This window comes from Taklimakanibacter lacteus (assembly GCA_003576695.1).
In the GTDB taxonomy this organism is placed as follows: Bacteria; Pseudomonadota; Alphaproteobacteria; order Rhizobiales; family Aestuariivirgaceae; genus Taklimakanibacter; species Taklimakanibacter lacteus.
In genome coordinates this window covers 371,868-393,038 of sequence record QOZQ01000001.1, presented here as the reverse complement: position 1 = coordinate 393,038, position 21,171 = coordinate 371,868, and the positions used below count along the sequence as shown (strand labels likewise).

Genomic DNA, 21,171 nt, shown 5'->3' with positions numbered 1-21,171 from the left:
CTGTGCTAGACATCGGTGCTTCGTCATTGCCTTTCGAAGCAGGGGAAGCCTCATGCCTTACAGGATCGCCGTCGCCGGCATCGGCAAGATCGCCCGGGACCAACACCTGCCCTGCATCGGCAAGAACCGCAATTTCACCCTGGTGGCGGGCGTCAGCCGTTCGGCCAAAATTGAAGGCGTGCCCAATTTCGAGAGCCTTGCGGCCCTCAAGGCGAGCAAGCTCAAGGTGGATTGCCTGGCGCTGTGCACGCCGCCGGCCGTCCGCCTCGCCATGGCGCGCGAAGCGCTCGACCATGGCTGGCACCTCCTGATCGAAAAGCCGCCGACCCCCACGGTGGGCGAGCTCCTCGCCATGGAGGCCTATGCCAGGAAGAAAAAACGCGTGCTCTATGCCACCTGGCATTCGCGCTACAACAAGTCGGTGGACATGGCCAAGGCCAAACTCCGGGGCAAGCATGTCGATTTCCTGCGCGTGACCTGGAAGGAGGACGTGCATAAATGGCATCCAGGCCAGGCCTGGATCTGGGAGCCCGGTGGCTTCGGCGTGTTCGACCCCGGCATCAACGCGCTCTCCATCGTGACCAAGATCCTGCCCGAGCCCATTTTCGTCGACAGCGCCACGATCGAAGTGCCCGCCGATGCGGCGACCCCGATCGCGGCCGATATCCGCTTCAAGCGCGGCGACGGCGCAACGGCGGATCTCTCGGCGGTCTTCGACTGGCGGCAGAAGACCGGCGAAACCTGGGAGATCGAGGTCGCCACCAGAGACGGCCTGAAGCTGCATCTGAAGAATGGCGGCTCGATCCTCGAGATCAACGGCAAGACGGCGCACAAGGCCGTGCTGCGGGAATATGAGGACATCTACGCCAAATTCGCGCGCCTCCTGAAAGCGAAGAAGAGCGAGGTCGATCCTTCTCCTCTGCAGCTGGTGTCCGACTGCTTCATGCTCGGCAAGCCAAAGGTGGTTGCGCCGGTCGGCTAGATCGATATCATCGGCCGGCATGAGGCTGCCTGGCATCCAACTCCGGTGATCGACATGCGGAAAGCTGGTTTCGCGCTGCTTATCCTCTGTCTCGGCGCAGCACAGGCATCTGCCGATGTCGACTGCGTCAAGGCTGAGTGCGAAGGCAAGGGCCGCACATGCGTGGAAACGCTCCATGTCACCTGTGAGGCCTGCCGCAAGGCCGCCAACGAGAAATGCAACACCGTGCAGCTCGCCGAGAAATTCAACTGCCCTACCTTGGGAAAAGACCGGCAGTTAAAAGATCCAGGCGCATGGCTCTGCCGATATTGATATTCAGAGCGACTGACAACTCAGAGGTCAATTCCCGGTATAGGCACGAACCAAACGGCCAGCGCTCGGAGTCGCCTCTGTTTGTCTTTGGTGAAAATTCCCCAAACTTCACCATGGTATGGATTAGCCGGCTCAGAAGGGGTTTCCTCAAGCGGATCATATCCGACTTGGAAACCCTCGCCCCTCAGCGCACCTGCCGTAAATCGAACCGACCCCACCCAACGTGGCGTAGTGACGTATGCCCGGGGGTTTTCGCCCGCTGCCGCAATAAAGGGTTCAATGTCAACAGACATACCCCCATTCGGACCCGCAGAGGCTTGGAAAGCTATCGTAGAAACACGACGCCGCCCATCTGCCCCTACGACCGTCTGCCTTTCAGATAATCGGCGGATGACTCCGTCATCATGCCCAATCCCCTCGTGGTCGTGGGGAATGACGGCGCCTCCCGCGTCACGCGGCGGCGGCGTCGGCAAGGGCAGACCCCGCTATTTCGGCTATCCAGTCAGCAATCTCCGTAAAGTCATTCGTCAGGACAAGCTCTTCTCCCGCCGGCCCAGTCGCGTCGTTCCCACGCCAAGCAGTCACCCTGAAAGGACGCTGAACGTGCAATTCGACATCGCCGTGTATTGTATGCCACTCAACTTGAAGATCACCGGTCCGCCCAGGGACGACTTGCGGAACTATTGTGTCTGCCGGACAAACGGTTTCAAGCATGCGGAGCGCAAAATTCGCTGTTTCGAAGCTTACCGGCGGCGCACGATAGCCGTCCCAACCCGATTCAAGCGCCACCAACTCGTTTAGCTGACTAACAACGGGTGGACGCCAGTCCCGAAGAGGCTCGGACACGATCCGCCTGGAAAATGCACCAACTGCACCACCGCTGCCAAGCGTTCGCACTACATTCGTAAAAGCCGAGCTGTTCTGCGCTCGTGTCATTTTGTTCTCTCCCATAGATTCTGCGCCTTGCCAGTCGTTATCGCGGTGAATTCTTCAACGATCATTTCTCGACCCTCGGCGAGATAAGTTAATGCGGCGAGCCATGAAGGTTCCCTTGGGGTGCCGCGAACAGTTAGTGTCGCGCTTATTATCCGGCTGCCATCCTTAGATACTGCTGTCGCAATATCGCAATAAAAGCGGCCAGTTGGTTTTCCCCCTTTATCAAATATCGTGCGCCAGTATGAGCATGATAAGTCGGCAGGCTCACGGTCGTTAAAGTCGAAAAGATTCAGGTAGTCTGATGCGCGTTCGAAACCCGCATGGGTACCTAAAGAAAAGTGATTTATATATGAGGTCTCACACTGATTGACCTCCAGTGTTTGAGGCGCCAAGCTGTTGGAATAGCGCTCAAACTCGCTGATCTCTTTTTGGAAGTCAGCGATCATCACATCAAAACGAGGGTAAGTACGCAAAACACCCGGGGTTTGCCGCCAATTGTGAAGGAGCCGATCGGATTGGAACTGCATAAGTTCATCCCGATCCTTTGAAATGAACCAATACCGATCATGCTGCGCGCCTGTAAGGAATTCTAGGCGCGGACGTTGTCCCTGCAATGGGCCGAATGTCTCAAATTGCGGCGGCAACGCCGGCTTTTCTTCGACGGACGGATACCGATCTCGAAAGAGACACCAGACTTCGCCGGCACGAATTTGCTGGTAGCCCGCAGGCGGCTGAAATTGAATGCCGAGCACAACCTCGTTTAGGGGCGGTTTCCGGAACTCGGCAAGGTGTGGCGGCCTAGTCATAGATTCTCCCGGCACGCTATGGCGACACCCGGTGAGCGTCCAACGTCAAAATGGTGGCACCTGGTCCGATTCGCAGCACAAAATTCGTCACCGACCATTGTCATATTGGCCGAATGTACACATTTGCAACGAATATCCGATTCTTTCGACATCCCGAAAGTGGATTAAATTCGGCATGATAGCAAAAAAGCTACGCACCCCAGAGTGTATTAGAGGAACTTCGTAAGCCACTTACGATGAAACCTGGAGCGGGCGAAGGGATTCGAACCCTCGACCCCAACCTTGGCAAGGTTGTGCTCTACCCCTGAGCTACGCCCGCAATAGGTAAGGCGACGGGGCAAGCCCGGCGCGCCGGTCTTATTGCGCATGCCCCGGACAAATGCAATAGGAACCTCGCTTTGACCGTAAACACTTCACTTAGAAGGTGAAAATGCCCGCCAGCCGCGCCGACCTGATGGCCCGATTCTCCGCGCTCGGTATCGCGACCGAGACCCGCGAGCACCCGCCCGTCTTCACCGTCGATGAGGCGCAGGCCTTGCGCGGCCAGATCCCGGGCGGCCATTGCAAGAACCTCTTCCTCAAGGACGAGAAGGGCGCCGTGTGGCTCATCGTCTGCCTCGAGGACGCAAGGATCGACCTCAAGGCGGCCCCGGCCCGCATCGGCTCGAGGCGCCTCTCCTTCGGCAAGCCCGATCTCCTGATGGAGCTTTTGGGCGTCGAGCCGGGCTCGGTCACGCCTTTCGGCCTCATCAATGATGTGGGCAACCGCATCACCGTCATCCTCGAGGAGCGCATGATGCAGGAGGCCCTGCTCAATTATCACCCGCTCGGCAATGACGCGACGACCACCATCAAGACGCCCGATCTCGTTGCCTTCATCCGCTCCTGCGGCCATGAACCGCGCATCGTGGCGCTGGCGGCCTGACCGGCCCCGGGGCGGATTTCTCACTGTTTTCGGGGATTTGACGTGCGGAAAGCATCTCCGGCCCTTCGGGTTGCAATCACCTGCCCGATCCGCCATCTATGGGGTGAATTCCGCTCCGAAAGGCCGTTTCATGGAAGCTTCCCCTCAAGCCGCCCTCAAGACCAATGGCGCCGGCAGCCCGCCCGCTGGCGCCCTGATCAAGGATTCCGACACCCGCAATTTCATGGCCGATGTCGTCGAGATGTCGCGCAAGGTGCCGGTCATCGTCGACTTCTGGGCGCCCTGGTGCGGTCCCTGCAAGCAGCTCGGCCCGATGCTCGAAAAGCAGGTGACCCAGGCCAATGGCAAGGTCCGCCTGGTCAAGGTCAATGTCGATGAGAACCAGCAGCTCGCCGGCCAGATGCGCGTCCAGTCGATCCCGGCCGTCTTCGCCTTTGTCGATGGCCAGCCCGTCGACGGCTTCATGGGGGCCCTGCCCGAGAGCCAGATCAAGCAGTTCATCGACCGCCTGGGCAGCCAGGGCGGCATGGCCGAGGAATTGGAGGCCGCCGTCACCGCCGGCCGCGAGGCGCTGGCCCAGAACCAGTTCGCCGAGGCGGCGCAGATCTTCGCCCAGGTGCTGGGCGTCGACCGCGAGCATGCAGGCGCGCTCGCCGGCCTCGTCAAATGCTATATCGGCTCGGGCGATCTCGACCAGGCCAGGGCGACTTTGGCGCTGGTGCCGCCCGCCAAGGCCAATGATCCCGAAGTGGTGAGCGCCAAGGCGGCGCTCGAGCTTGCAGCAACGCCGGTGGACCACAGCGAGATCGCCAATCTGACGCGCAGCCTCGAGGCCAATGCCGACGACCATCAGGCGCGCCTCGATCTCGCCGTGGCGCTCAATGCCGCCGGCAAGAAGGAAGAGGCGCTCGACCATCTCCTCCATATCGTGCGCAAGAAGCGCGACTGGAACGAGGAGGCGGCGCGCAAGCAGCTGGTCAAGTTCTTCGAGGCCTGGGGCCCCAAGGACGAGTTCACCATCCTGGGCCGCCGTAAATTGTCCTCTATTCTGTTCTCTTGATAGGCCATGGGTTTCATCGACCAGTATCGATCGCCTTCCGATCTGCCGCGCCACCTGAAAGTGTTCCCGCTGCCGGGCGCGCTGCTGCTGCCGCATGCCGAATTGCCGCTCAACATCTTCGAGCCGCGCTATCTCGCGATGGTGTCGGATGCGCTGTCGGGCGACCGCCTCATCGGCATGATCCAGCCTGATGACGACGACGCCGATCTCTCAGGCAGCCCGGCGCTGAAGCAGGTCGGCTGCGCCGGGCGTATCACCTCCTTCACCGAGACGCCGGATGGCCGCATCCTCATCACGCTCTCAGGCGTCTGCCGCTTCGCCGTGACACGCGAGATCGCCTCCGACCGGCCCTATCGCCAGGTCGAGGCGGATTTCACGGGCTTCGCCGGCGATCTCGCCGATGCCGAGGATGAAGAGGCGGTCGATCGCACCTCGCTTCTCAAGGTGTTCCGCGATTATCTCAACGCCAATGACATGAGCGCCGACTGGGACCAGGTCAGGGCCGCTTCGACCGAGGCGCTCGTCAACACGCTGGCCGTGCTGGCGCCGCATGCGCCGCGCGACAAGCAGGCGCTGCTCGAGGCCAAGGATCTCAAATCCCGCGCCGACGTGCTGATCGCGCTGACAGAGATGGCGCTGGCGCGCCAGGGCTCGGGCCCGAGCTCGGGCCTGCAGTGAGGCAGAGATGAGCCGGCAGACCGATCCCAAGCTGCTCGAAATCCTGGTCTGTCCGCTGACCAAGACCAGGCTTGAATATGACAGCGAGAAGCAGGAGCTGATCTCGCGCGCCGCGCGCGTGGCCTATCCGATCCGCGACGGCATCCCGATCATGCTGGCCGACGAGGCCCGCGAGCTCGGCGAAAATGAGTAGCGATCCGCCGGAGGAAATCCGCCTCAGGGATCATGGCCGCACACTCGAGGTCCAGTATGGCCCGAACGAGACCTATGCGCTCTCCGCCGAATATCTGAGGGTCGAGAGCCCGAGCGCCGAAGTGAAGGGCCATGGGCCCGGCCAGGAAGTCACCGTCGCCGGCAAGAAGAATGTGCGCATCCTGCGCCTCGCCCCCGTCGGCCACTATGCGCTGCGCATCGTCTTCGATGACCGTCACGACACCGGCCTCTACACCTGGGGCTATCTGCGCGAGCTCGGCCGCGACGAGAAGACCCGCTGGCCCGCCTATTTGCAGAAGCTCGCGGACGAGAAGCTGACGCGCTGATCCACAACCGTCATCCCGGCGAAAGCCGGGACCCCCTGACTAGAATCAACCGGGCGGCGCTGCCCGCCCTTCGCGAATTCAATGGATCCCGGCTTTCGCCGGGATGACGGAGAGAGGAATCAGTCTCTTCTGAAAGTCAGATAGCAGGGCACCCGTCCCTCGCGCTTCGCCTTCGCCTCGTAGCGTGTCTCGATCCAGTCGGGAAATGGCTTGCGCCAGTCATCGGCACTTTCGGCGAGCCAGGTGAAGCCGCCCGCTTTGCGCATCTCGAACAGCGTCCATTGCACATAATGCGCGATGTCGCTGGCGAACAGGAACAATCCGCCGGGCTTCAGCAGGCGGTGAAACTGCCTGAGCGTCTCCGGTGAGACGAGGCGCCGGCGCAGATGGCGCGCCTTGGGCCAGGGATCGGGATAGAGCAGATAGATGCGCTCGAGCGAGCGATCAGGCAGCAATCCGAACAGCGCCCGCGCATCGTCGGGATGAATGGAGATGTTGCCGAGCTTCTCCGCCTCGATGACCGCCAGCAGCTTCGCCACGCCATTGACGAAGGGCTCGGCGCCGATGAAGGCGATGTCGGGATTGAGCGCCGCCTGGTGCGCCAGATGCTCGCCGCCGCCAAAGCCGATCTCGAGGCGCAAAGGCCGCGCCCGATCGAGACGCGCGGGATCGAAAGTCACTTGCGGCAGGAGCTCGGCGATCAGCCTCGCCTGATGGGGACGCAGCGCCTTGCCCTTGCGCCGCCCATAGAGCTGGAAGCGCCGGTCTCTTTCGCTCACTTCACCGCAGCTTTGATCGCCTTGACGAGATCGGTCTTCTCCCAGGAGAAGCCGCCGTCGCCTTCCGAATGACGGCCGAAATGGCCGTAGGAAGAGGTGCGCGCATAGATCGGCTTGTTGAGGCCGAGATGATTGCGGATGCCGCGCGGCGTCAGGTCCATGACCTTGGCCAGCGCCTTCTCGAGCGCCTTCTCCTCGATCTTGCCGGTGCCATGGGTGTCGACATAGATCGACAGGGGCTGGGCCACGCCGATCGCATAAGAGAGCTGGATGGTGCAGCGCTTGGCGAGGCCTGCCGCCACGACGTTCTTGGCGAGATAGCGCGCCGCATAGGCCGCCGAGCGGTCGACCTTGGTCGGGTCCTTGCCCGAGAAGGCGCCGCCGCCATGCGGCGCCGCCCCGCCATAGGTGTCGACGATGATCTTGCGGCCGGTGAGGCCGCAATCGCCATCCGGGCCCCCGATGAAGAACTTGCCGGTCGGGTTGATGTGCCAGATGGTGTCCTTGGTGATCCAGCCCTTGGGCAGCGCCTTCTTCACATAGGGCTCGATCAGCTTGCGCATGTCCTTGGAGGTGAGGCTCTCATCGAGATGCTGCTGCGACACGACGATCTGGGTCGCAGCGACCGGCTTGCCGTTCTTGTACTGGACGGTGACCTGGCTCTTGGCATCGGGACCGAGCGCCTTTTCCTTGCCCGAACGGCGCGCCTCGGACAGCGCCTGCAGGATGCGGTGGGCGTAATAGATGGGCGCCGGCATCTGCTCCGGCGTCTCATCGCAGGCATAGCCGAACATGATGCCCTGGTCGCCCGCCCCTTCATCCTTCGTTTCGGCGGCATCGACCCCTTGAGCGATATCGGCCGACTGGCCGTGCAGCAGGATCTCGATCTTGGCGTTCTTCCAGTGGAAGCCGTCCTGCTCGTAGCCGATATCCTTGATGGCGTTGCGCGCCGCGGCTTCGATCTTGTCATGCGTGACGCTGACGGGACCTCGATATTCGCCGGCGATGATCGCCCGGTTGGTCGTGCACATGGTCTCGCACGCGACCCGGACATGCGCCGGGTTCATGCCCTGCTCGATCGCTTCCCGATAGAACAGATCCACCACCTCATCGGAGATACGGTCACAGACCTTGTCCGGGTGCCCTTCGGAAACCGATTCACTGGTAAAGAGATAGTTCTTCCGCGCCATTGTCATCTCACATCAAATCGCATCAAAATCCCCCGCGAACTCCCGCGGAAAGCCGCGCGTCTTCTGGCAGGCTTGGCAAATGAGGTCAAGCGTAGCCGATGTCTCGGTCCGCCCGTTCGCCGGCCGTGGCGGCAGGCATGCGAAGGGGAAGAACACCAGCAATTTCATTACTCTAGTGCTTTCGGACCCCTGGCGCTGAGATTGCCCGCAGCCGCCGCACAGGAACTTCGCATTCGGCATGGCTGCAAGGGGCCTTACGGCCCCTTGTAATCGGCCAGCAATTTCACCGCATTGAGGATGAGCTTGCGCTTCTCCGGATCGGTGGTCTCGCTGAATATCCGGGCGATCTGCACGCCATCGGGCGATTGCAGCGCGCCGGCAATAGCGTCCGCTCCCTCTGATTCGGCGAAGCCGGAGGGGTCGTCGTCGCCTTTCAGCTCGTCGTAGAAATACTGGACCGGTACGCCCAACACGCGCGAAATCTGGTACAGGCGGCTAGCGCTGACCCGGTTCGAGCCTTTCTCGTATTTCTGGACTTGCTGGAAAGTGATGCCGAGCAGTTCGCCAAGCTTTTCCTGGCTCATGCCGACGAGGAGCCGTCTCATGCGCACCCGATTGCCCACATGACGGTCTACGAAATTCGGGTCTCTTTTTGTCATTAAAGTACTTTTGTCCGACCACTGCTTCCCCCGGTCTGACCAAATGTGCTTTACCGAGAAAACCTGAGCCTCAGCCCCTGTCATTTCGGCGGCGTAATGCTTAGACCACCCATCTGATTTTGACAAATGGATTTATACTTAGGTTCAACATTTTTGCGTTGCTTTTTTCACATTCCCGCAAGCTTACCCAGCGTGTGTTTTTATCCGATCACACCGTTCCTGAAAATCCGATCACTTCATTGCTTCGGCTTCGATTGTCGCACGACGATGCCGATCGCGCCGAGAAGCAGCATCAGGACCAACAGCATCCAATCGCCGGCGCGCGCATACAAGGTGGGTGGCAAAGCCTTGGGCAGCGTGCCGTCGAGCACGCCTTCCTGTCCGAGGCCGAGCGATGTCACGATGCGTCCATAGGAATCGATGATCGCCGATATGCCGGTATTGGCGGCGCGCGCCAGAGGCAGCCCCTGCTCGATCGTGCGCAGGCGCGCTTGCGCCAGATGCTGATAGGGCCCGCTTGATTTTCCGAACCATCCGTCATTCGTCACATTGATGATCCAGTCCGGCCGCTGCGTCGGATCGACAAGATCATGCGGAAAGATCGCTTCATAGCAGATGAGCACCGCTGCCGGCGGCAGTCCCGGCAGCGCGATATTGCGGGGGCCCGGCCCCGCGGCGAAGCTCCCCGGCACGGTGACGACCTTGCGAAAGCCCAGGGGCTCGAGGATGGATTCGAACGGCAGGAATTCGCCGCCCGGCACCAGCCGCCATTTGTCATAGCGCGCCGCGACATTGGCATCGCTGTCGAGACCGAGCACGCTGTTGAAGACGCGTCTTTCGCCCTCCGCCCCTTTCTCGCGGCGCAGCGCCCCCATCACCAGCGCCGTGCCGTCGGGCAGCATGTCGGCAAGCTCGTTCAGGCCTTCGACGCTTTCATCCATGTAGAAGGACACCGAGCTCTCGGGCCAGATCACCACCGACACATCGGCAATGCCGTTGGGTCTTTGCGGGCTCGCCTGGCTCGAAAGGAATTTGAGCTTGTCGAAGATGGGGCGCGCATTGTCGCCCCGCCATTTATCATCCTGCGAGATGTTGGGCTGCACGATGCGGATATTCACTTTCGTGGCCGGATCGTCCTGCGTCGCCGAAAGCCGGGTGCTGCCCCACAGCCACAGGGCCGGCAGGAGCGCGATCAGCAGGAGAGCCGCGATGATCTCGCGCCTTCGCAATGAGGCGAAGCCGAAGAGCGCCGGCAATGAGGCCCACAGCACGATGAAAAGGGTCAGGCCCGTCATGCCGATGAGCGAGGCCGTTTGCGCCAGGGCACCCATGCCGATGACCGCAAGTCCGGGCGCCGTCCACGGAAAGCCGGTCAGGAGATGCCCGCGCAACCATTCGGCAAGCGCCAGGCACAGGGCGAAAGCGATGATGCGGGCAAGGCCTTGTCGACGCAGCAGGACCGTGGCGAGCGCCGCCAGTCCCCAATAAAGCGCCATGCCGCCCGAGAGCGCCCCCACCATGAAGGGCATCATCCACAAATAGGTCGCCGCATCGACCAGGAAGGCGATGCCGATCCAGTAGAAGCAGACCGAAAAGTAGCCGAGCCCGAACAGCCAGCCGGTAAGGAAGGCGCGGCGCGGCGCTGCATCATCGAGCGCCCAGATCAAGACCGGAAAGGCCAGGAACAGCAGTGGCCAGACATCGAAGGGCGGCATGGCAAGGCCTGCCGCTGCGCCGGCGACGAGCAGCATGGCCGCCCTGCGCCAGCCGCCGAGCTCGCTTACGCTTTGGGCAATTCTCAAGGATCGACTCATGATGTCACTATAGGTGCGGGGCGGCGCCTCTGATACACTGCTCGATGCGGCCGAAGGAGGGCATTGGATGGACCAGAAGGCGAAAGACGGCATGCTGCTCCTCGAGCATCTGCCCTTCGAGACCGACCGCGGCATTGCGTCCCGGGCGCGCATCGGCCTCATCGTCCTCGCCACCGATTACACGATCGAGCATGAATGGCGCCAGGTCATGTCGGGCTTGCCCGGCGTGGCGCTCTATCACAGCCGCATCCTCAATGACGCGCAGATCACGCCCGAGACTTTGCGCGCCATGGAGCCGCGCATCGCCCAGTCCACCGATGTCATCCTGCCCGGCGCCGATTTCGACGTCATCGCCTATGGCTGCACCTCGGCCTCGATGGCGATCGGCGAGGAAAAGGTCTTCGCCCGCATCCGCGAGGCGCGGCCCAATGTCGAATGCACGACGCCGATCACCGCCGCCTTTGCCGCCTTCCATGCCTTCGGCGCGCGCCGCATCGGCGTCCTCACCCCGTATCGCGCCGATGTGAACCGCATCGTCGCGAGCTATATAACGGCGCGCGGCTTCACCGTGCCGGTCTTCGGCTCCTTCAACGAGGAAGACGACAACATCGTCGCCCGCATCACGCCCAGATCGATCAAGGACGGCATCCTGGCGATCCGCAAGCGCGCCGAGATCGATGCGGTCTTCGTCTCCTGCACCTCGGTGCGCCTCGCCGAAGCCGCCGCCGATATCGAACGCGAGATCGGCCTGCCCGTCACCTCCTCCAATCACGCCATGGCCTGGCATGCGCTGCGCCTCGCCAAATATGACGAGGCGCTGCCGCAATGGGGCAAGCTCTTCACGCTGCCGCTGACGACGTGACCCGAATCCTCCCCTCTACCGTCACCCCGGCGAAAGCCGGGGCCTATTAAATTCGTGAAATACGAACAGCACCGCCCGGTTGATTCTATTCAGGGGGCCCCGGCTTTCGCCGGGGTGACGAATGCATGAAAGGCGGAGAAGCGCTCTAACGCAACGCCACCAGCACGATCCCCGCCGTGCACAGCGCCACGCCCAGCCAGTTGGTGGGCGACAGTTTCTCGCCGAGGAAGATCGCCGCGAACACCGCCACCAGAACGATGCTGAGCTTGTCGACCGGCGCGACCCGCGCCGCATCGCCGAGCTTCAGCGCGCGGAAATAGCACAGCCATGAGGCCCCGGTCGCAAGGCCGGAGAGCAGCAGGAACAGATAGGTCCGCCCCGATATTTCGCCGGGCGAGCGGAACTGCCCGCTCGCCGCCAGGATCAAGGCCAGCACCGCCGCGATGATCAGGGTACGGATGAAGGTGGCAAGATCGGGATTGATGTTTTCGACTCCGACCTTGGCGAAGAGCGCGGTCAATGCCGCGAAGCCGGCCGACAGAAGCGCCCAGAATTGCCAGGATGACAGCATCGCATCACCTGCGTTTCGCCACATCCTCCGCCATCGGGCACAGGATCTCGAACATCATCGTGGCGCCGGCATAGGCGGTGAGGCCGGAAGCGTCGAAGGGCGGCGACACCTCGACCACATCGCCCCCGACGATATGGAGGCCGCGCAGGGCCCTGAGCATCTGCTGCGCCTGGAAGGTGGTGAAGCCGCCGATCTCGGGCGTCCCGGTGCCCGGCGCATAGACGGGATCGAGCATGTCGATGTCGAAGCTCACATAGACAGGGCTGTCGCCGACGATGCGCCGCGCTTCCGCCATGACGGTCTCCGGCCCCTTCGCCATCGCTTCCTCGATGCGGATGATGCGCACCCCGGCCTTTTCGGCAAAGTTGACGTCCTCGGCGTCATACATCGAGCCCCTGATGCCGATCTGCACCACGCGCCTGGGGTCGAGCAGGCCCTCCTCGATGGCGCGGCGGAACGGCGTTCCATGCGTATAGCGGAAACCGCCGAAATACTCGTCATAGAGGTCGGTATGGGCATCGAAATGGATCATGCCGACAGGCCGCTTCTCAGCCACCGCCCGCAACACCGGCAGCGAGCAGAGATGATCGCCGCCCCCGACCAATGGCCTGATCCCCTTGGCCGTAAGCGCCTTGAACCAGGTCGCGATCCGCTCGAGGCCGTCCTGCACGTCGGCCGGATTGACCGGGCAGTCACCGAGATCGGCGCAATTGGCGATGTCATAGGGCGAGATGCGCGACACCTGGTGCATGCGCCGGACCATCGCGGAATTGTCGCGGAGCTGGCGGGGTCCATGGCGAGGCCCCGGCCGGTTGGTGGTGCCCGCATCCCACGGAATGCCCACGAGGCCGATATCGATGCCATCCGCCTGGTCCAGCGGCACATGCGGCAGGCGCATGAAGGTGGCAATGCCGCCAAAGCGCGGCGTCACGAAACCCGACACCGGCTGGTTGAACGGGCGCTCCGAATTCTTCACCATGCGAAAACCCCACCATTGCGTGATGGGCGTGACCATGACACGGGGCCGCGAGGCTTGCAAAATAGCAATGTTCCCCAAGGCCGCAGACCTGCCCCTCGCCTAAAGGGGTTCACTCACGCTGCCACATGGGGTAATGGCACCCTTTCCCCTCTCCTACGGTTCACCCGATGACTGACAGAATCCCTATTTTCGACGGCCATAATGATGTGCTCCTGCGGCTTCTGAACAAGAAGAACGACCGGGCGCATGAGCATTTCCTTGCCGGTGACGGCGAGGGCCATATCGATCTGCCGCGCGCCAAGGCCGGCGGCTTTGCCGGCGGCATGTTCGCCGTCTACATCTCCTCGAGGGACGACATTGGCGATGTCGAGGAGATGATGAAGGGATCGTCCTATGACGTCCCCTTGCCGCGGATCATCTCCTCCACCGAGGCGCTGCCCACCGCGCTTGCCATGATGGCCATCCTGTTCCGCATCGAGCGCGCCTCGCAGGGCCAGGTCAAGGTATGCCGCACCGCGCAGGAGATCCGCACCTGCATCGACAAGGGCGTGATGGCGACGGTGCTCCATATCGAGGGCGCCGAAGCCATCGACGAGAAGCTCGATTCACTCGAGGTCTTCTACCAGGCGGGCCTGCGCTCGATCGGCCCGGTCTGGAGCCGCCCCACCATTTTTGGCCATGGCGTGCCCTTCCGGTACCCGGCCGGCCCCGATACCGGACCCGGTCTGACCGATGCCGGCAAGGCGCTGGTCAAGGCCTGCAATGAGCTCGGCATCGCCATCGACCTTTCCCATCTCAATGAGAAAGGCTTCTGGGATGTGGCGCGCCTCAGCAAGGCGCCGCTGATCGCCACCCATTCCAATGTCCATGCCATCTGCCAGCACACGCGCAATCTCACCGACCGGCAGCTCGCCGCCATTCGCGATTCGGGCGGCATGGTGGGGCTGAATTTCGCCACCTGCTTCCTGCGCGCCGACGGCCAGGTCGACCCCCATACGCCGATCGACCAGATGCTGCGCCATATCGACTATCTGGTTCAGCATCTCGGCATCGAAGGGGTCGGCCTCGGCTCCGATTTCGATGGCGCCGTCGTTCCCGCCGAGATCGGCGATGTCTCAGGCCTGGACAGCCTGCGCAGCGCGCTCAGGAAGCGCGGCTTCACCGATGACGTCATGCGCAAGCTCTGTCACGAGAACTGGATCAGGGTGCTCGAACGCAGTTGGGGCGCATGATGACAGCCGACATCATCGTCATTGGCGCCGGCATCGCCGGCGCCTCGGTGGCAGCCCATCTTGCCCGCGACCGCAAGGTCGTCGTCCTCGAAATGGAGGAGCGGCCGGGCTATCACTCGACCGGCCGGTCGGCCGCCACCTATGAGCCCAATTACGGCCCACCCTCGATCCGCGCCTTGACCCGCGCCAGCCGTGGCTTTTTTGAAACGCCGCCGCAGGGCTTTGCCGCCGCTCCCCTGGTCTCGCCGCGCGAGACCATCTTCGTCGTGCCCGATCACCAGCGCGAGCACGCGGAATCCCTGCTCAAGACCGGCCTCGATTTCGCGGAAATCCCCTATGCGGAAGCGCGGCGGAAATTCCCGCCCTTGCGCGAGACCTATGCCAGCCTGGCGATGCTCGATGCCACCACGGCCGACATCGATGTCGATCTCCTGCATCAGGGTTTCCTGCGCATGGCGAAGACGCAAGGCGGCGAGATCATCTGCCGGGCGCCGGCCGAGACGATCGCGCGGCGCGAGGGTGCCTGGCACGTGGCGACGCCGCAAGGGACCTTCTCGGCGCCGGTCCTCATCAATGCCGCCGGCGCCTGGGGCGATGTGATCGCCGGGCTCGCAGGCGTCCAGCCCAAGGGCCTGCAGCCCAAGCGGCGCAGCATGGCGGTCGTTCCCGTGCCGCCCGATGCCAATGTGATGGCCTGGTCCTTTGTCGGCGATGCCGGCGAGACCTGGTATGCCAAGCCTTCCGGCGGCAGGCTTCTGGTGTCGCCCGCCGAGGCCGAGCCGGTCGAGCCGCATGACGCCTATGCCGACGACATGACGCTCGCCGAAGGCCTCGCCCGCTTCGAGGAGGCGGTCGACATCGAGGTAACGAGGCTCGAGGGAAGCTGGGGCGGCCTGCGCTCTTTCGTGCCCGATGGCAATCCGGTCTGCGGCTTTGACGGGGAGGCGGAAGGCTTCTTCTGGCTCATCGGCCAGGGCGGCTATGGCATCCAGACCTCACCCGCCCTGGGCGAGCTCGCCGCCGCCCTGGTCAGGGGCGCCGGCATGCCGGGCTATATAGAAAGAGAAGGGCTGAAGCTTCAGGATATCTCGCCCGCCCGCTTCAACTGATCAGGGCGCGCCTAAATTATAATTGACGCCCAGGCGGACGATATTGGCCTCGATACCTACGTCCCTGTAGCCGGAGATCTGCACATCGAGATCTTCATTATCGAGATCGACATAGAGATATTCCGCCTTGACCGAGATCCGGTCGTTCAGCAGATATTCGGCGCCGGCTCCGATCGTATAGCCGGACCATGAGAGCGAACTTTTGCTGTCGAAATCACCGAAACCGAAATAGTCGCTGTCGCCGCCGCCCCAGGCGAAGCCACCGGTGCCATAGACAAGAATGCTATCGAAGACAAAGCCGGCCCGTGCCCGCAACGTCGCCAACCAATCGAGGTCGACGGTAATGCCTTCGGAAAAGCCCGGATTCTTGAGATTGAAAACTTCGCCATCCGTGTCCAGGCCGGTAATATCCGCTTCCGCGCCGATCAGGAAGTGGTCGATCTGGTAGTTGAAGCCCACCTGGGCGCCGCCACCAAAGCCATCAATATCTTCGTCGAAAATGAAGGGGGCGATCGACCCGTCTACGGTCGGCTCTCCCCACAGGTATTCGGCATGGACACCGGCATAGAACCCGGTCCAGTCTACTTCCTGGCCCTGAGCCGCACCGGCGCTGCCCGCGACCAGCGCAGCAGCGATGAGTTTTGATTGCAATCGAGCCCCAGCCATTCAAACTCCCGATTGTCCTGGCTAATTTACTATACGTAGCATAGGCCCGCGCAAACCGGCAAGCGACGAGAAGGTCCGTGAACGAGGCAGCCCTCACCCAGCAATTCTTCAGGAACATCCTGCGGAGCGAGACCTCGACGCGCCAGAAAATCATCGATCACCAGCGCCGCCTGCTCGAGCGCCTCATTCGCCACGCCCGCCAGCACGTCCCCTTCTATCGCGACAGCGGCCGCCTCGATCTGCTCTTCAGGCCCGACGGGGCTATCGATTGGTCGCGCTGGGGCGACCTTCCCATCCTCACCCGCCGCGAGGCGAAGGACAATGAGAAGGCCCTGGGCGCCGACTGGCTGCCGCCGGAAATGCTGCCCCTGGACGAAGACATGACCTCGGGCTCCACCGGCGTGCCTTTCCGCTTCCAGCGCACCAAGCTCAGCCGCATCGCGTCCAGCGCTTTGCTCGGCCGCGCCATCGACTGGCATGACAAGGGCGCCATTGGCGCCGTCGCCGCTGTCCGTTCCGTGCCCGCCGATCTGGGTAACCAGGTGACAACGGGTGCCATCACCATTCCCCTGCATCTGCCGGCCAGGGACCAGCTCGCTTTGCTGGAACGCGTAGCACCAACCCATCTCGTCACCTATCCGAACCAGCTCCTCGCCTGGCTCGATTTCGATACGGGCCAGGCTTTCCGCAATCTACGCGTGGCCGTTCTGACCGGCGAAGTCATCCACTCGGAAACCCGCACCCGCCTGGCGCGCCAGCTCGGAATCACGCTGATCGAGGCCTATGCCACCTCCGAGGTTGGCGCCATTGCCTTTGAGGGCAAGGAAGGGTCCTTGCTCGTCTGCGAGGAAAACATCCTCTTCGAATGCCTGGAGGAAACGGCCGAGCGGCCGGGCCATGTCGTCCTGACGCCTTTCTACAATCACGCCACCCCCCTTATCCGCTATGCGCCCGGCGATTTCGCGGTCATGGATCCGCTTCTGGCGGACAAAGCCTTGCGCGGCATCAAGCGGGTGGTCGGGCGCGAACGCAATCTGTTCCGGGCGCCCAATGGCGATCTCTTCTATCCGAGCGTTGCCGCAAAGCTGTTTGTGGCCATACTCGATCATCGCGAATGGCAGCTGGTGCAGACGACCCGCCATGACGCGGTTTTCAGGGTCGTTTGCCCCACACCGCCCTCATCCGCCCAGCTCAAGGCCCTGCGTGACGCGCTCGGGGAGCTGCTGCACGGGCTGAAGCTCACGATTGCGGTGGTTCCCGAAATCGAGCCGGGAACAGCCGGGAAACCGGCCGAAAGTATAATAAGAAGCCCCGGAATAAACTGAGGAAAACCGGTATTCACCGCGTTTTTCCAGTCAGTTCACTTCCGTTGAAAAAGCTGCTTATATGCAACCCCGCCTTGAATGAATAAGGCGCTAACAAGATGTACCAGGGAGGACTATCCATGAAACGCGTAACGACGCTCGCATCGGCATTGCTCTTTACGACAATGCTTGCGGCCGGCACGGCCAGTGCCAAGACATTGGTTTATTGTTCCGAGGGCTCGCCGGAAGGCTTCGATCCTGCGCCATATACTGCGGGCACCACCTTCAACGCTTCATCGCGTCCGATCTATAATCGCCTCGTCGAGTTCGAACGCGGCACGACCAAGGTGATTCCGGGTCTAGCCGAGAGCTGGGAAGCCTCCGCTGACGGCCTCGAGTTCACCTTCAAGCTTCGTAAGGGCGTCAAGTTCCATACCACGTCCTATTTCACGCCGAGCCGTGACTTCAACGCCGATGACGTGATTTTCTCCTTCTCCCGTCAGTGGAAGAAGGATCATCCGTGGAACCAGTATACCGCCGGCGTCGCCTGGGAATATTTCGACGGTATGGACATGCCCGCCTTGCTGAAGGACATCGTGAAAGTTGACGATTACACGGTGAAATTCGTGCTGAATCGCCCCGAGGCTCCGTTCATCGCCAACCTTGCGATGGATTTCGCCTCGATCCTGTCGGCCGAGTATGCTGCCAAGTTGGAAGCCGATGGCAAGAAGGACATGATCAACCAGCAACCGGTCGGCACCGGCCCGTTCATGTTCGTCGACTACCAGAAGGATGCCGTCATCCGCTACCACGCACATTCGGACTACTGGGGCGGCAAGCAGCAGATCGACGATCTGATCTTCGCCATCACCACCGACGCCGCGGTGCGCATGCAGAAGCTCAAGGCCGGCGAATGTCATGTGGCGCCCTATCCGCCGCCAGCCGAGATCGCCAGCCTCAAGGCCGATCCCAATCTCGACGTGATGGAACAGGAAGGTTTGAACGTCGGCTATCTGGCTTACAACACGATGCAGGCGCCGTTCGACAAGGTTGAAGTCCGGAAGGCCCTCAATATGGCGATCAACAAGCAGGCCATACTCGACGCCGTGTTCCAGGGCGCGGGCTCCGCGGCAAAGAACCCGATCCCGCCGACCATGTGGTCCTACAACAACGAGACGGTCGACGACACCTATGACCCGGAAGCTGCCAAAAAAATGCTGGCAGACGCCGGGGTTTCCGACCTCAAGATGAAGATCTGGGCAATGCCGGTGCAACGCCCCTATAATCCAGACGCCCGCAAGATGGCCGAACTCATCCAGGCTGACTTCGCCAAGGTCGGCGTCGGGGCGGAAATCGTCTCCTACGAGTGGGGCGAGTATCTGGAGCGCTCCAAAGCCAAGGACCGCGACGGCGCTGTGCTGCTCGGCTGGACCGGCGACAACGGCGATCCGGACAACTTCCTTGCCGTGTTGCTTGGCTGTTCGGCGGTCGGCGGGAACAACCGGGCACAGTGGTGCTACAAGCCCTTCGAGGACTTGATCCAGAAGGCCAAGACGCTACCCACCAACGACCAGCGCGAGCCGCTCTATGCGGAAGCCCAGAAGGTCTTCAAGGAACAGGCACCTTGGGCCACAATCGCTCACTCGGTCGTATTCATGCCGATGAGCAAGAAGGTGTCGAACTACAAGATGGACCCATTGGGCTCGCATCGCTTCGACGGCGTTGACATCGCCGAATAGAACGAGACAGAGGGGGCGGCCCCGCATCGGAGCCGCCCTCCTTCCATAGCTTCATGCTCCGCTTCCTCGCTTCCCGGCTTTTGCTGCTGGTGCCGACGTTTATCGGCATCTCCATTGTCGCCTTCGGCTTCATTCGTCTTCTCCCCGGCGATCCAGTGCTGCTCATGTCCGGCGAGCGTTCGCTTCCGCCCGAGCGGCATGAGGAACTGCTCCGCCAGTTCGGGTTCGACCGGCCAATCTGGGAACAATACTTTACCTATCTCTGGAAACTGCTGCAGGGCGACTTCGGCATTTCGTTCAAGACCAAGGCGCCGGTTCTGAACGAATTTCTCACGCTGTTTCCTGCGACGGTGGAACTTGCATTTTGCGCCATGCTTTTTGCCGTCATCTTCGGCATACCGGCGGGCGTCGTCGCTGCCGTGCGGCGCGGCAGCGTCTACGACCAGTCGGTGATGGGAACAGCACTCGTCGGATATTCCATGCCGATCTTCTGGTGGGGTCTCCTGCTCATCATCTTCTTTTCGGTGACGCTGCAATGGACGCCCGTGTCGGGCCGCATCGGGCTCGTTTATTTCTTCAAGCCGGTGACTGGGTTCATGCTGATCGACAGTCTCCTGTCGGGCCAGAAAGGCGCCTTCACGTCTGCCGTCCGCCACTTGATCTTGCCGACCGTGGTGCTCGGAACCATTCCGCTTGGCGTCATCGCGCGGCAGACGCGTTCCGCCATGCTGGAGGTGCTGGGCGATGACTATGTGCGAACTGCCCGCGCCAAGGGCTTGGCGCCATTTCGGGTCATCGGCATCCACGCACTTCGCAACGCCATGATCCCGGTCATCACCACCATCGGCCTGCAGGTCGGCACACTGCTCGCAGGCGCCATCCTCACCGAGACGATATTTTCCTGGCCCGGCGTCGGCAAGTGGATGATCGACGCCATTTCGCGCCGCGACTATCCTTCCGTGCAGAGCGGGCTTCTGCTCATTGCCGGCGTCGTCATGCTGGTCAACCTCATCGTCGACTTGCTGTACGGCCTCATCGATCCGCGCATACGGCATGGGAGGTAGAGACATGAGCGACGCCGCCGCCACAGTTGCCGACACCCGGAAGACAGGGCGCATGACGCTCCTCACCGAGTTCTGGCGCTATTTCAGCGAGAACCGCGGCGCGGTCGCCGGTCTCGCCGTTTTCCTCTTCGTCGTCATTCTGGCCGTCTTCGCGGATGTCATTGCGCCCCATGCGCCGCATGAGCAATACCGAGACGCGTTCCTCAAGCCTCCCGTCTGGCAGGTGGGAGGGGATTATCGCTTTATCCTCGGCACCGACGCCGTGGGCCGCGATATCCTCTCGCGTCTGATCTATGGCAGCCGTTACTCGCTGTTCATCGGCGTGATTGTGGTGTCGATCTCACTGACTCTCGGCGTCACGATCGGCCTCTTCACCGGCTATTTCCGCGGGCCGCTCGACAATGCGGTGATGCGTGTGATGGACGTATTCCTGTCGTTTCCAAGCCTTCTGCTTGCGCTCGTTCTGGTGGCGCTGCTCGGGCCCAGCCTCACCAACGCGATGATCGCGATCGCGCTGATCCAGCAGCCCCACTACGTCCGCCTCACTCGGGCCGCCGTGATGAGCGAAATGGTGAAAGATTATGTGACGGCGGCAAAGGTTTCCGGCGTTGGCCGGTTGCGACTCATGTTCGTCACCATCCTGCCGAACTGCATGGCTCCGCTCATTGTTCAGGCAGCATTGTCGTTCTCCACCGCCATTCTCGACGCCGCGGCGCTTGGCTTTCTCGGCATGGGCGCCCAGCCGCCGACTCCCGAATGGGGTACGATGCTGGCCGACTCCCGCGAATTTGTAACCCGCGCCTGGTGGGTCGTGACGATGCCCGGCATCGCCATCCTCGTTACTGTGCTGGCCATCAATCTCATGGGCGACGGCTTGCGCGACGCGCTTGACCCGCGTCTCAAGCGGAGCTGACTATGACGGTACGGAACGATCAGTCTCGAGTCCGGGTTTCTGGCGAAGATCA

General features: G+C 62.1%; 22 protein-coding genes and 1 tRNA gene. 14 read left to right on the top strand and 9 right to left on the bottom strand.

All coding sequences use genetic code 11. The features are described from left to right. Positions 1-52: 52 nt before the first annotated feature. Positions 53-982 (top strand): Gfo/Idh/MocA family protein, encoded by a 930-nt coding sequence (locus DT068_RS01835; RefSeq protein WP_119388056.1) that lies wholly within the window; start codon positions 53-55, stop codon positions 980-982. A gap of 54 nt (positions 983-1,036) precedes the next feature. Continuing rightward, positions 1,037-1,294, top strand: a complete 258-nt coding sequence (locus tag DT068_RS01830) for a hypothetical protein (protein ID WP_162913947.1) — start codon at positions 1,037-1,039, stop codon at positions 1,292-1,294. Positions 1,295-2,226: 932 nt separating this feature from the next. Here DT068_RS01830 and DT068_RS01820 read toward each other — a convergent pair. Then, entirely contained in the window at positions 2,227-3,036 is an 810-nt protein-coding gene (locus DT068_RS01820; RefSeq protein ID WP_119388053.1) for a TIGR04255 family protein, read from the bottom strand. Between the two features lie 244 nt (positions 3,037-3,280). Continuing rightward, a tRNA-Gly gene (locus DT068_RS01815) sits at positions 3,281-3,355 on the bottom strand. A 111-nt stretch (positions 3,356-3,466) separates the two neighbouring features. Between DT068_RS01815 and DT068_RS01810 the strand changes: the two genes are divergently transcribed. From DT068_RS01810 to DT068_RS01790, 5 genes are all read left to right on the top strand, one after another. Next, positions 3,467-3,961 (top strand): prolyl-tRNA synthetase associated domain-containing protein, encoded by a 495-nt coding sequence (locus DT068_RS01810; RefSeq protein ID WP_119388052.1) that lies wholly within the window; start codon positions 3,467-3,469, stop codon positions 3,959-3,961. Between the two features lie 130 nt (positions 3,962-4,091). After that, the gene (gene trxA / locus DT068_RS01805) at positions 4,092-5,021 is read left to right on the top strand and encodes a thioredoxin (RefSeq protein ID WP_119388051.1); all 930 of its coding nucleotides are present in this window, start codon (positions 4,092-4,094) and stop codon (positions 5,019-5,021) included. 6 nt (positions 5,022-5,027) lie between these two features. Further along, positions 5,028-5,699: an LON peptidase substrate-binding domain-containing protein gene (locus DT068_RS01800; protein ID WP_119388050.1), complete on the top strand. Its 672-nt coding sequence runs from the start codon at positions 5,028-5,030 to the stop codon at positions 5,697-5,699. 7 nt (positions 5,700-5,706) lie between these two features. Beyond that, complete coding sequence (locus tag DT068_RS01795) at positions 5,707-5,892, top strand: Trm112 family protein (protein WP_119388049.1); 186 nt, start codon at positions 5,707-5,709, stop codon at positions 5,890-5,892. After that, a complete protein-coding gene (locus DT068_RS01790; RefSeq protein ID WP_119388048.1) occupies positions 5,885-6,238 on the top strand; it encodes a gamma-butyrobetaine hydroxylase family protein in 354 nt (117 codons plus the stop codon). The genes DT068_RS01795 and DT068_RS01790 overlap by 8 nt, the downstream gene beginning before the upstream one ends. Positions 6,239-6,357: 119 nt before the next feature. Here DT068_RS01790 and trmB read toward each other — a convergent pair whose 3' ends face one another. The 4 genes from trmB to lnt form a co-directional block, all read right to left on the bottom strand. Beyond that, positions 6,358-7,017 (bottom strand): tRNA (guanosine(46)-N7)-methyltransferase TrmB, encoded by a 660-nt coding sequence (gene trmB / locus DT068_RS01785; protein WP_119388047.1) that lies wholly within the window; start codon positions 7,015-7,017, stop codon positions 6,358-6,360. After that, positions 7,014-8,207, bottom strand: a complete 1,194-nt coding sequence (gene metK, locus DT068_RS01780; RefSeq protein ID WP_119388046.1) for a methionine adenosyltransferase — start codon at positions 8,205-8,207, stop codon at positions 7,014-7,016. The genes trmB and metK overlap by 4 nt, the downstream gene beginning before the upstream one ends. A 254-nt stretch (positions 8,208-8,461) precedes the next feature. Further along, a complete protein-coding gene (locus DT068_RS01775; RefSeq protein ID WP_438816395.1) occupies positions 8,462-8,812 on the bottom strand; it encodes a helix-turn-helix domain-containing protein in 351 nt (116 codons plus the stop codon). 290 nt (positions 8,813-9,102) lie between these two features. Then, positions 9,103-10,668 carry an apolipoprotein N-acyltransferase gene (gene lnt, locus DT068_RS01770; protein ID WP_162913946.1) on the bottom strand — a complete coding sequence of 522 codons (1,566 nt, stop codon included), beginning with the start codon at positions 10,666-10,668 and terminating at the stop codon, positions 9,103-9,105. 79 nt (positions 10,669-10,747) lie between these two features. Between lnt and DT068_RS01765 the strand changes: the two genes are divergently transcribed. Beyond that, complete coding sequence (locus tag DT068_RS01765; protein ID WP_368904363.1) at positions 10,748-11,542, top strand: maleate cis-trans isomerase family protein; 795 nt, start codon at positions 10,748-10,750, stop codon at positions 11,540-11,542. 145 nt (positions 11,543-11,687) lie between these two features. Here DT068_RS01765 and DT068_RS01760 read toward each other — a convergent pair whose 3' ends face one another. After that, positions 11,688-12,113 carry an EamA family transporter gene (locus DT068_RS01760; RefSeq protein ID WP_119388043.1) on the bottom strand — a complete coding sequence of 142 codons (426 nt, stop codon included), beginning with the start codon at positions 12,111-12,113 and terminating at the stop codon, positions 11,688-11,690. A gap of 4 nt (positions 12,114-12,117) precedes the next feature. Further along, positions 12,118-13,092, bottom strand: a complete 975-nt coding sequence (gene speB / locus DT068_RS01755; protein WP_119388297.1) for an agmatinase — start codon at positions 13,090-13,092, stop codon at positions 12,118-12,120. A 167-nt stretch (positions 13,093-13,259) separates the two neighbouring features. Here speB and DT068_RS01750 point away from each other — a divergent pair, with 167 nt between their 5' ends. Both DT068_RS01750 and DT068_RS01745 read left to right on the top strand, forming a co-directional pair. Beyond that, entirely contained in the window at positions 13,260-14,324 is a 1,065-nt protein-coding gene (locus tag DT068_RS01750; protein ID WP_119388042.1) for a dipeptidase, read from the top strand. Then, the gene (locus DT068_RS01745) at positions 14,321-15,433 is read left to right on the top strand and encodes an NAD(P)/FAD-dependent oxidoreductase (protein ID WP_119388041.1); all 1,113 of its coding nucleotides are present in this window, start codon (positions 14,321-14,323) and stop codon (positions 15,431-15,433) included. The genes DT068_RS01750 and DT068_RS01745 overlap by 4 nt, the downstream gene beginning before the upstream one ends. On the opposite strand, the gene DT068_RS01740 is transcribed toward DT068_RS01745, so the two are convergent. Next, positions 15,434-16,099, bottom strand: coding sequence for an outer membrane protein (locus tag DT068_RS01740; RefSeq protein ID WP_119388040.1), 666 nt, complete (start codon positions 16,097-16,099; stop codon positions 15,434-15,436). Positions 16,100-16,176: 77 nt separating this feature from the next. Between DT068_RS01740 and DT068_RS01735 the strand changes: the two genes are divergently transcribed. From DT068_RS01735 to DT068_RS01720, 4 genes are all read left to right on the top strand, one after another. After that, positions 16,177-17,424 (top strand): phenylacetate--CoA ligase family protein, encoded by a 1,248-nt coding sequence (locus DT068_RS01735; protein ID WP_119388039.1) that lies wholly within the window; start codon positions 16,177-16,179, stop codon positions 17,422-17,424. Positions 17,425-17,543: 119 nt separating this feature from the next. After that, positions 17,544-19,142 carry an ABC transporter substrate-binding protein gene (locus DT068_RS01730; protein WP_119388038.1) on the top strand — a complete coding sequence of 533 codons (1,599 nt, stop codon included), beginning with the start codon at positions 17,544-17,546 and terminating at the stop codon, positions 19,140-19,142. A 53-nt stretch (positions 19,143-19,195) separates the two neighbouring features. Further along, the gene (locus DT068_RS01725) at positions 19,196-20,206 is read left to right on the top strand and encodes an ABC transporter permease subunit (protein WP_119388037.1); all 1,011 of its coding nucleotides are present in this window, start codon (positions 19,196-19,198) and stop codon (positions 20,204-20,206) included. A 4-nt stretch (positions 20,207-20,210) separates the two neighbouring features. After that, positions 20,211-21,119, top strand: a complete 909-nt coding sequence (locus DT068_RS01720; RefSeq protein WP_119388036.1) for an ABC transporter permease subunit — start codon at positions 20,211-20,213, stop codon at positions 21,117-21,119. The last annotated feature ends 52 nt before the right edge of the window (positions 21,120-21,171 follow it).

Bases quoted from the DNA above. Each gene is read 5' to 3' on its own strand.
- DT068_RS01750 (WP_119388042.1), top strand. From the start codon at position 13,260: ATGACTGACAGAATCCCTATTTTCGACGGCCATAATGATGTGCTCCTG.
- speB (WP_119388297.1), bottom strand. From the start codon at position 13,092: ATGGTGAAGAATTCGGAGCGCCCGTTCAACCAGCCGGTGTCGGGTTTC.
- DT068_RS01820 (WP_119388053.1), bottom strand. From the start codon at position 3,036: ATGACTAGGCCGCCACACCTTGCCGAGTTCCGGAAACCGCCCCTAAAC.
- DT068_RS01760 (WP_119388043.1), bottom strand. From the start codon at position 12,113: ATGCTGTCATCCTGGCAATTCTGGGCGCTTCTGTCGGCCGGCTTCGCG.
- DT068_RS01765 (WP_368904363.1), top strand. From the start codon at position 10,748: ATGGACCAGAAGGCGAAAGACGGCATGCTGCTCCTCGAGCATCTGCCC.
- DT068_RS01835 (WP_119388056.1), top strand. From the start codon at position 53: ATGCCTTACAGGATCGCCGTCGCCGGCATCGGCAAGATCGCCCGGGAC.
- DT068_RS01790 (WP_119388048.1), top strand. From the start codon at position 5,885: ATGAGTAGCGATCCGCCGGAGGAAATCCGCCTCAGGGATCATGGCCGC.
- DT068_RS01800 (WP_119388050.1), top strand. From the start codon at position 5,028: ATGGGTTTCATCGACCAGTATCGATCGCCTTCCGATCTGCCGCGCCAC.
- trxA (WP_119388051.1), top strand. From the start codon at position 4,092: ATGGAAGCTTCCCCTCAAGCCGCCCTCAAGACCAATGGCGCCGGCAGC.
- DT068_RS01720 (WP_119388036.1), top strand. From the start codon at position 20,211: ATGAGCGACGCCGCCGCCACAGTTGCCGACACCCGGAAGACAGGGCGC.
- DT068_RS01810 (WP_119388052.1), top strand. From the start codon at position 3,467: ATGCCCGCCAGCCGCGCCGACCTGATGGCCCGATTCTCCGCGCTCGGT.
- metK (WP_119388046.1), bottom strand. From the start codon at position 8,207: ATGGCGCGGAAGAACTATCTCTTTACCAGTGAATCGGTTTCCGAAGGG.
- DT068_RS01740 (WP_119388040.1), bottom strand. From the start codon at position 16,099: ATGGCTGGGGCTCGATTGCAATCAAAACTCATCGCTGCTGCGCTGGTC.
- DT068_RS01730 (WP_119388038.1), top strand. From the start codon at position 17,544: ATGAAACGCGTAACGACGCTCGCATCGGCATTGCTCTTTACGACAATG.
- DT068_RS01775 (WP_438816395.1), bottom strand. From the start codon at position 8,812: ATGAGACGGCTCCTCGTCGGCATGAGCCAGGAAAAGCTTGGCGAACTG.
- DT068_RS01725 (WP_119388037.1), top strand. From the start codon at position 19,196: ATGCTCCGCTTCCTCGCTTCCCGGCTTTTGCTGCTGGTGCCGACGTTT.
- DT068_RS01745 (WP_119388041.1), top strand. From the start codon at position 14,321: ATGATGACAGCCGACATCATCGTCATTGGCGCCGGCATCGCCGGCGCC.
- DT068_RS01795 (WP_119388049.1), top strand. From the start codon at position 5,707: ATGAGCCGGCAGACCGATCCCAAGCTGCTCGAAATCCTGGTCTGTCCG.
- DT068_RS01830 (WP_162913947.1), top strand. From the start codon at position 1,037: ATGCGGAAAGCTGGTTTCGCGCTGCTTATCCTCTGTCTCGGCGCAGCA.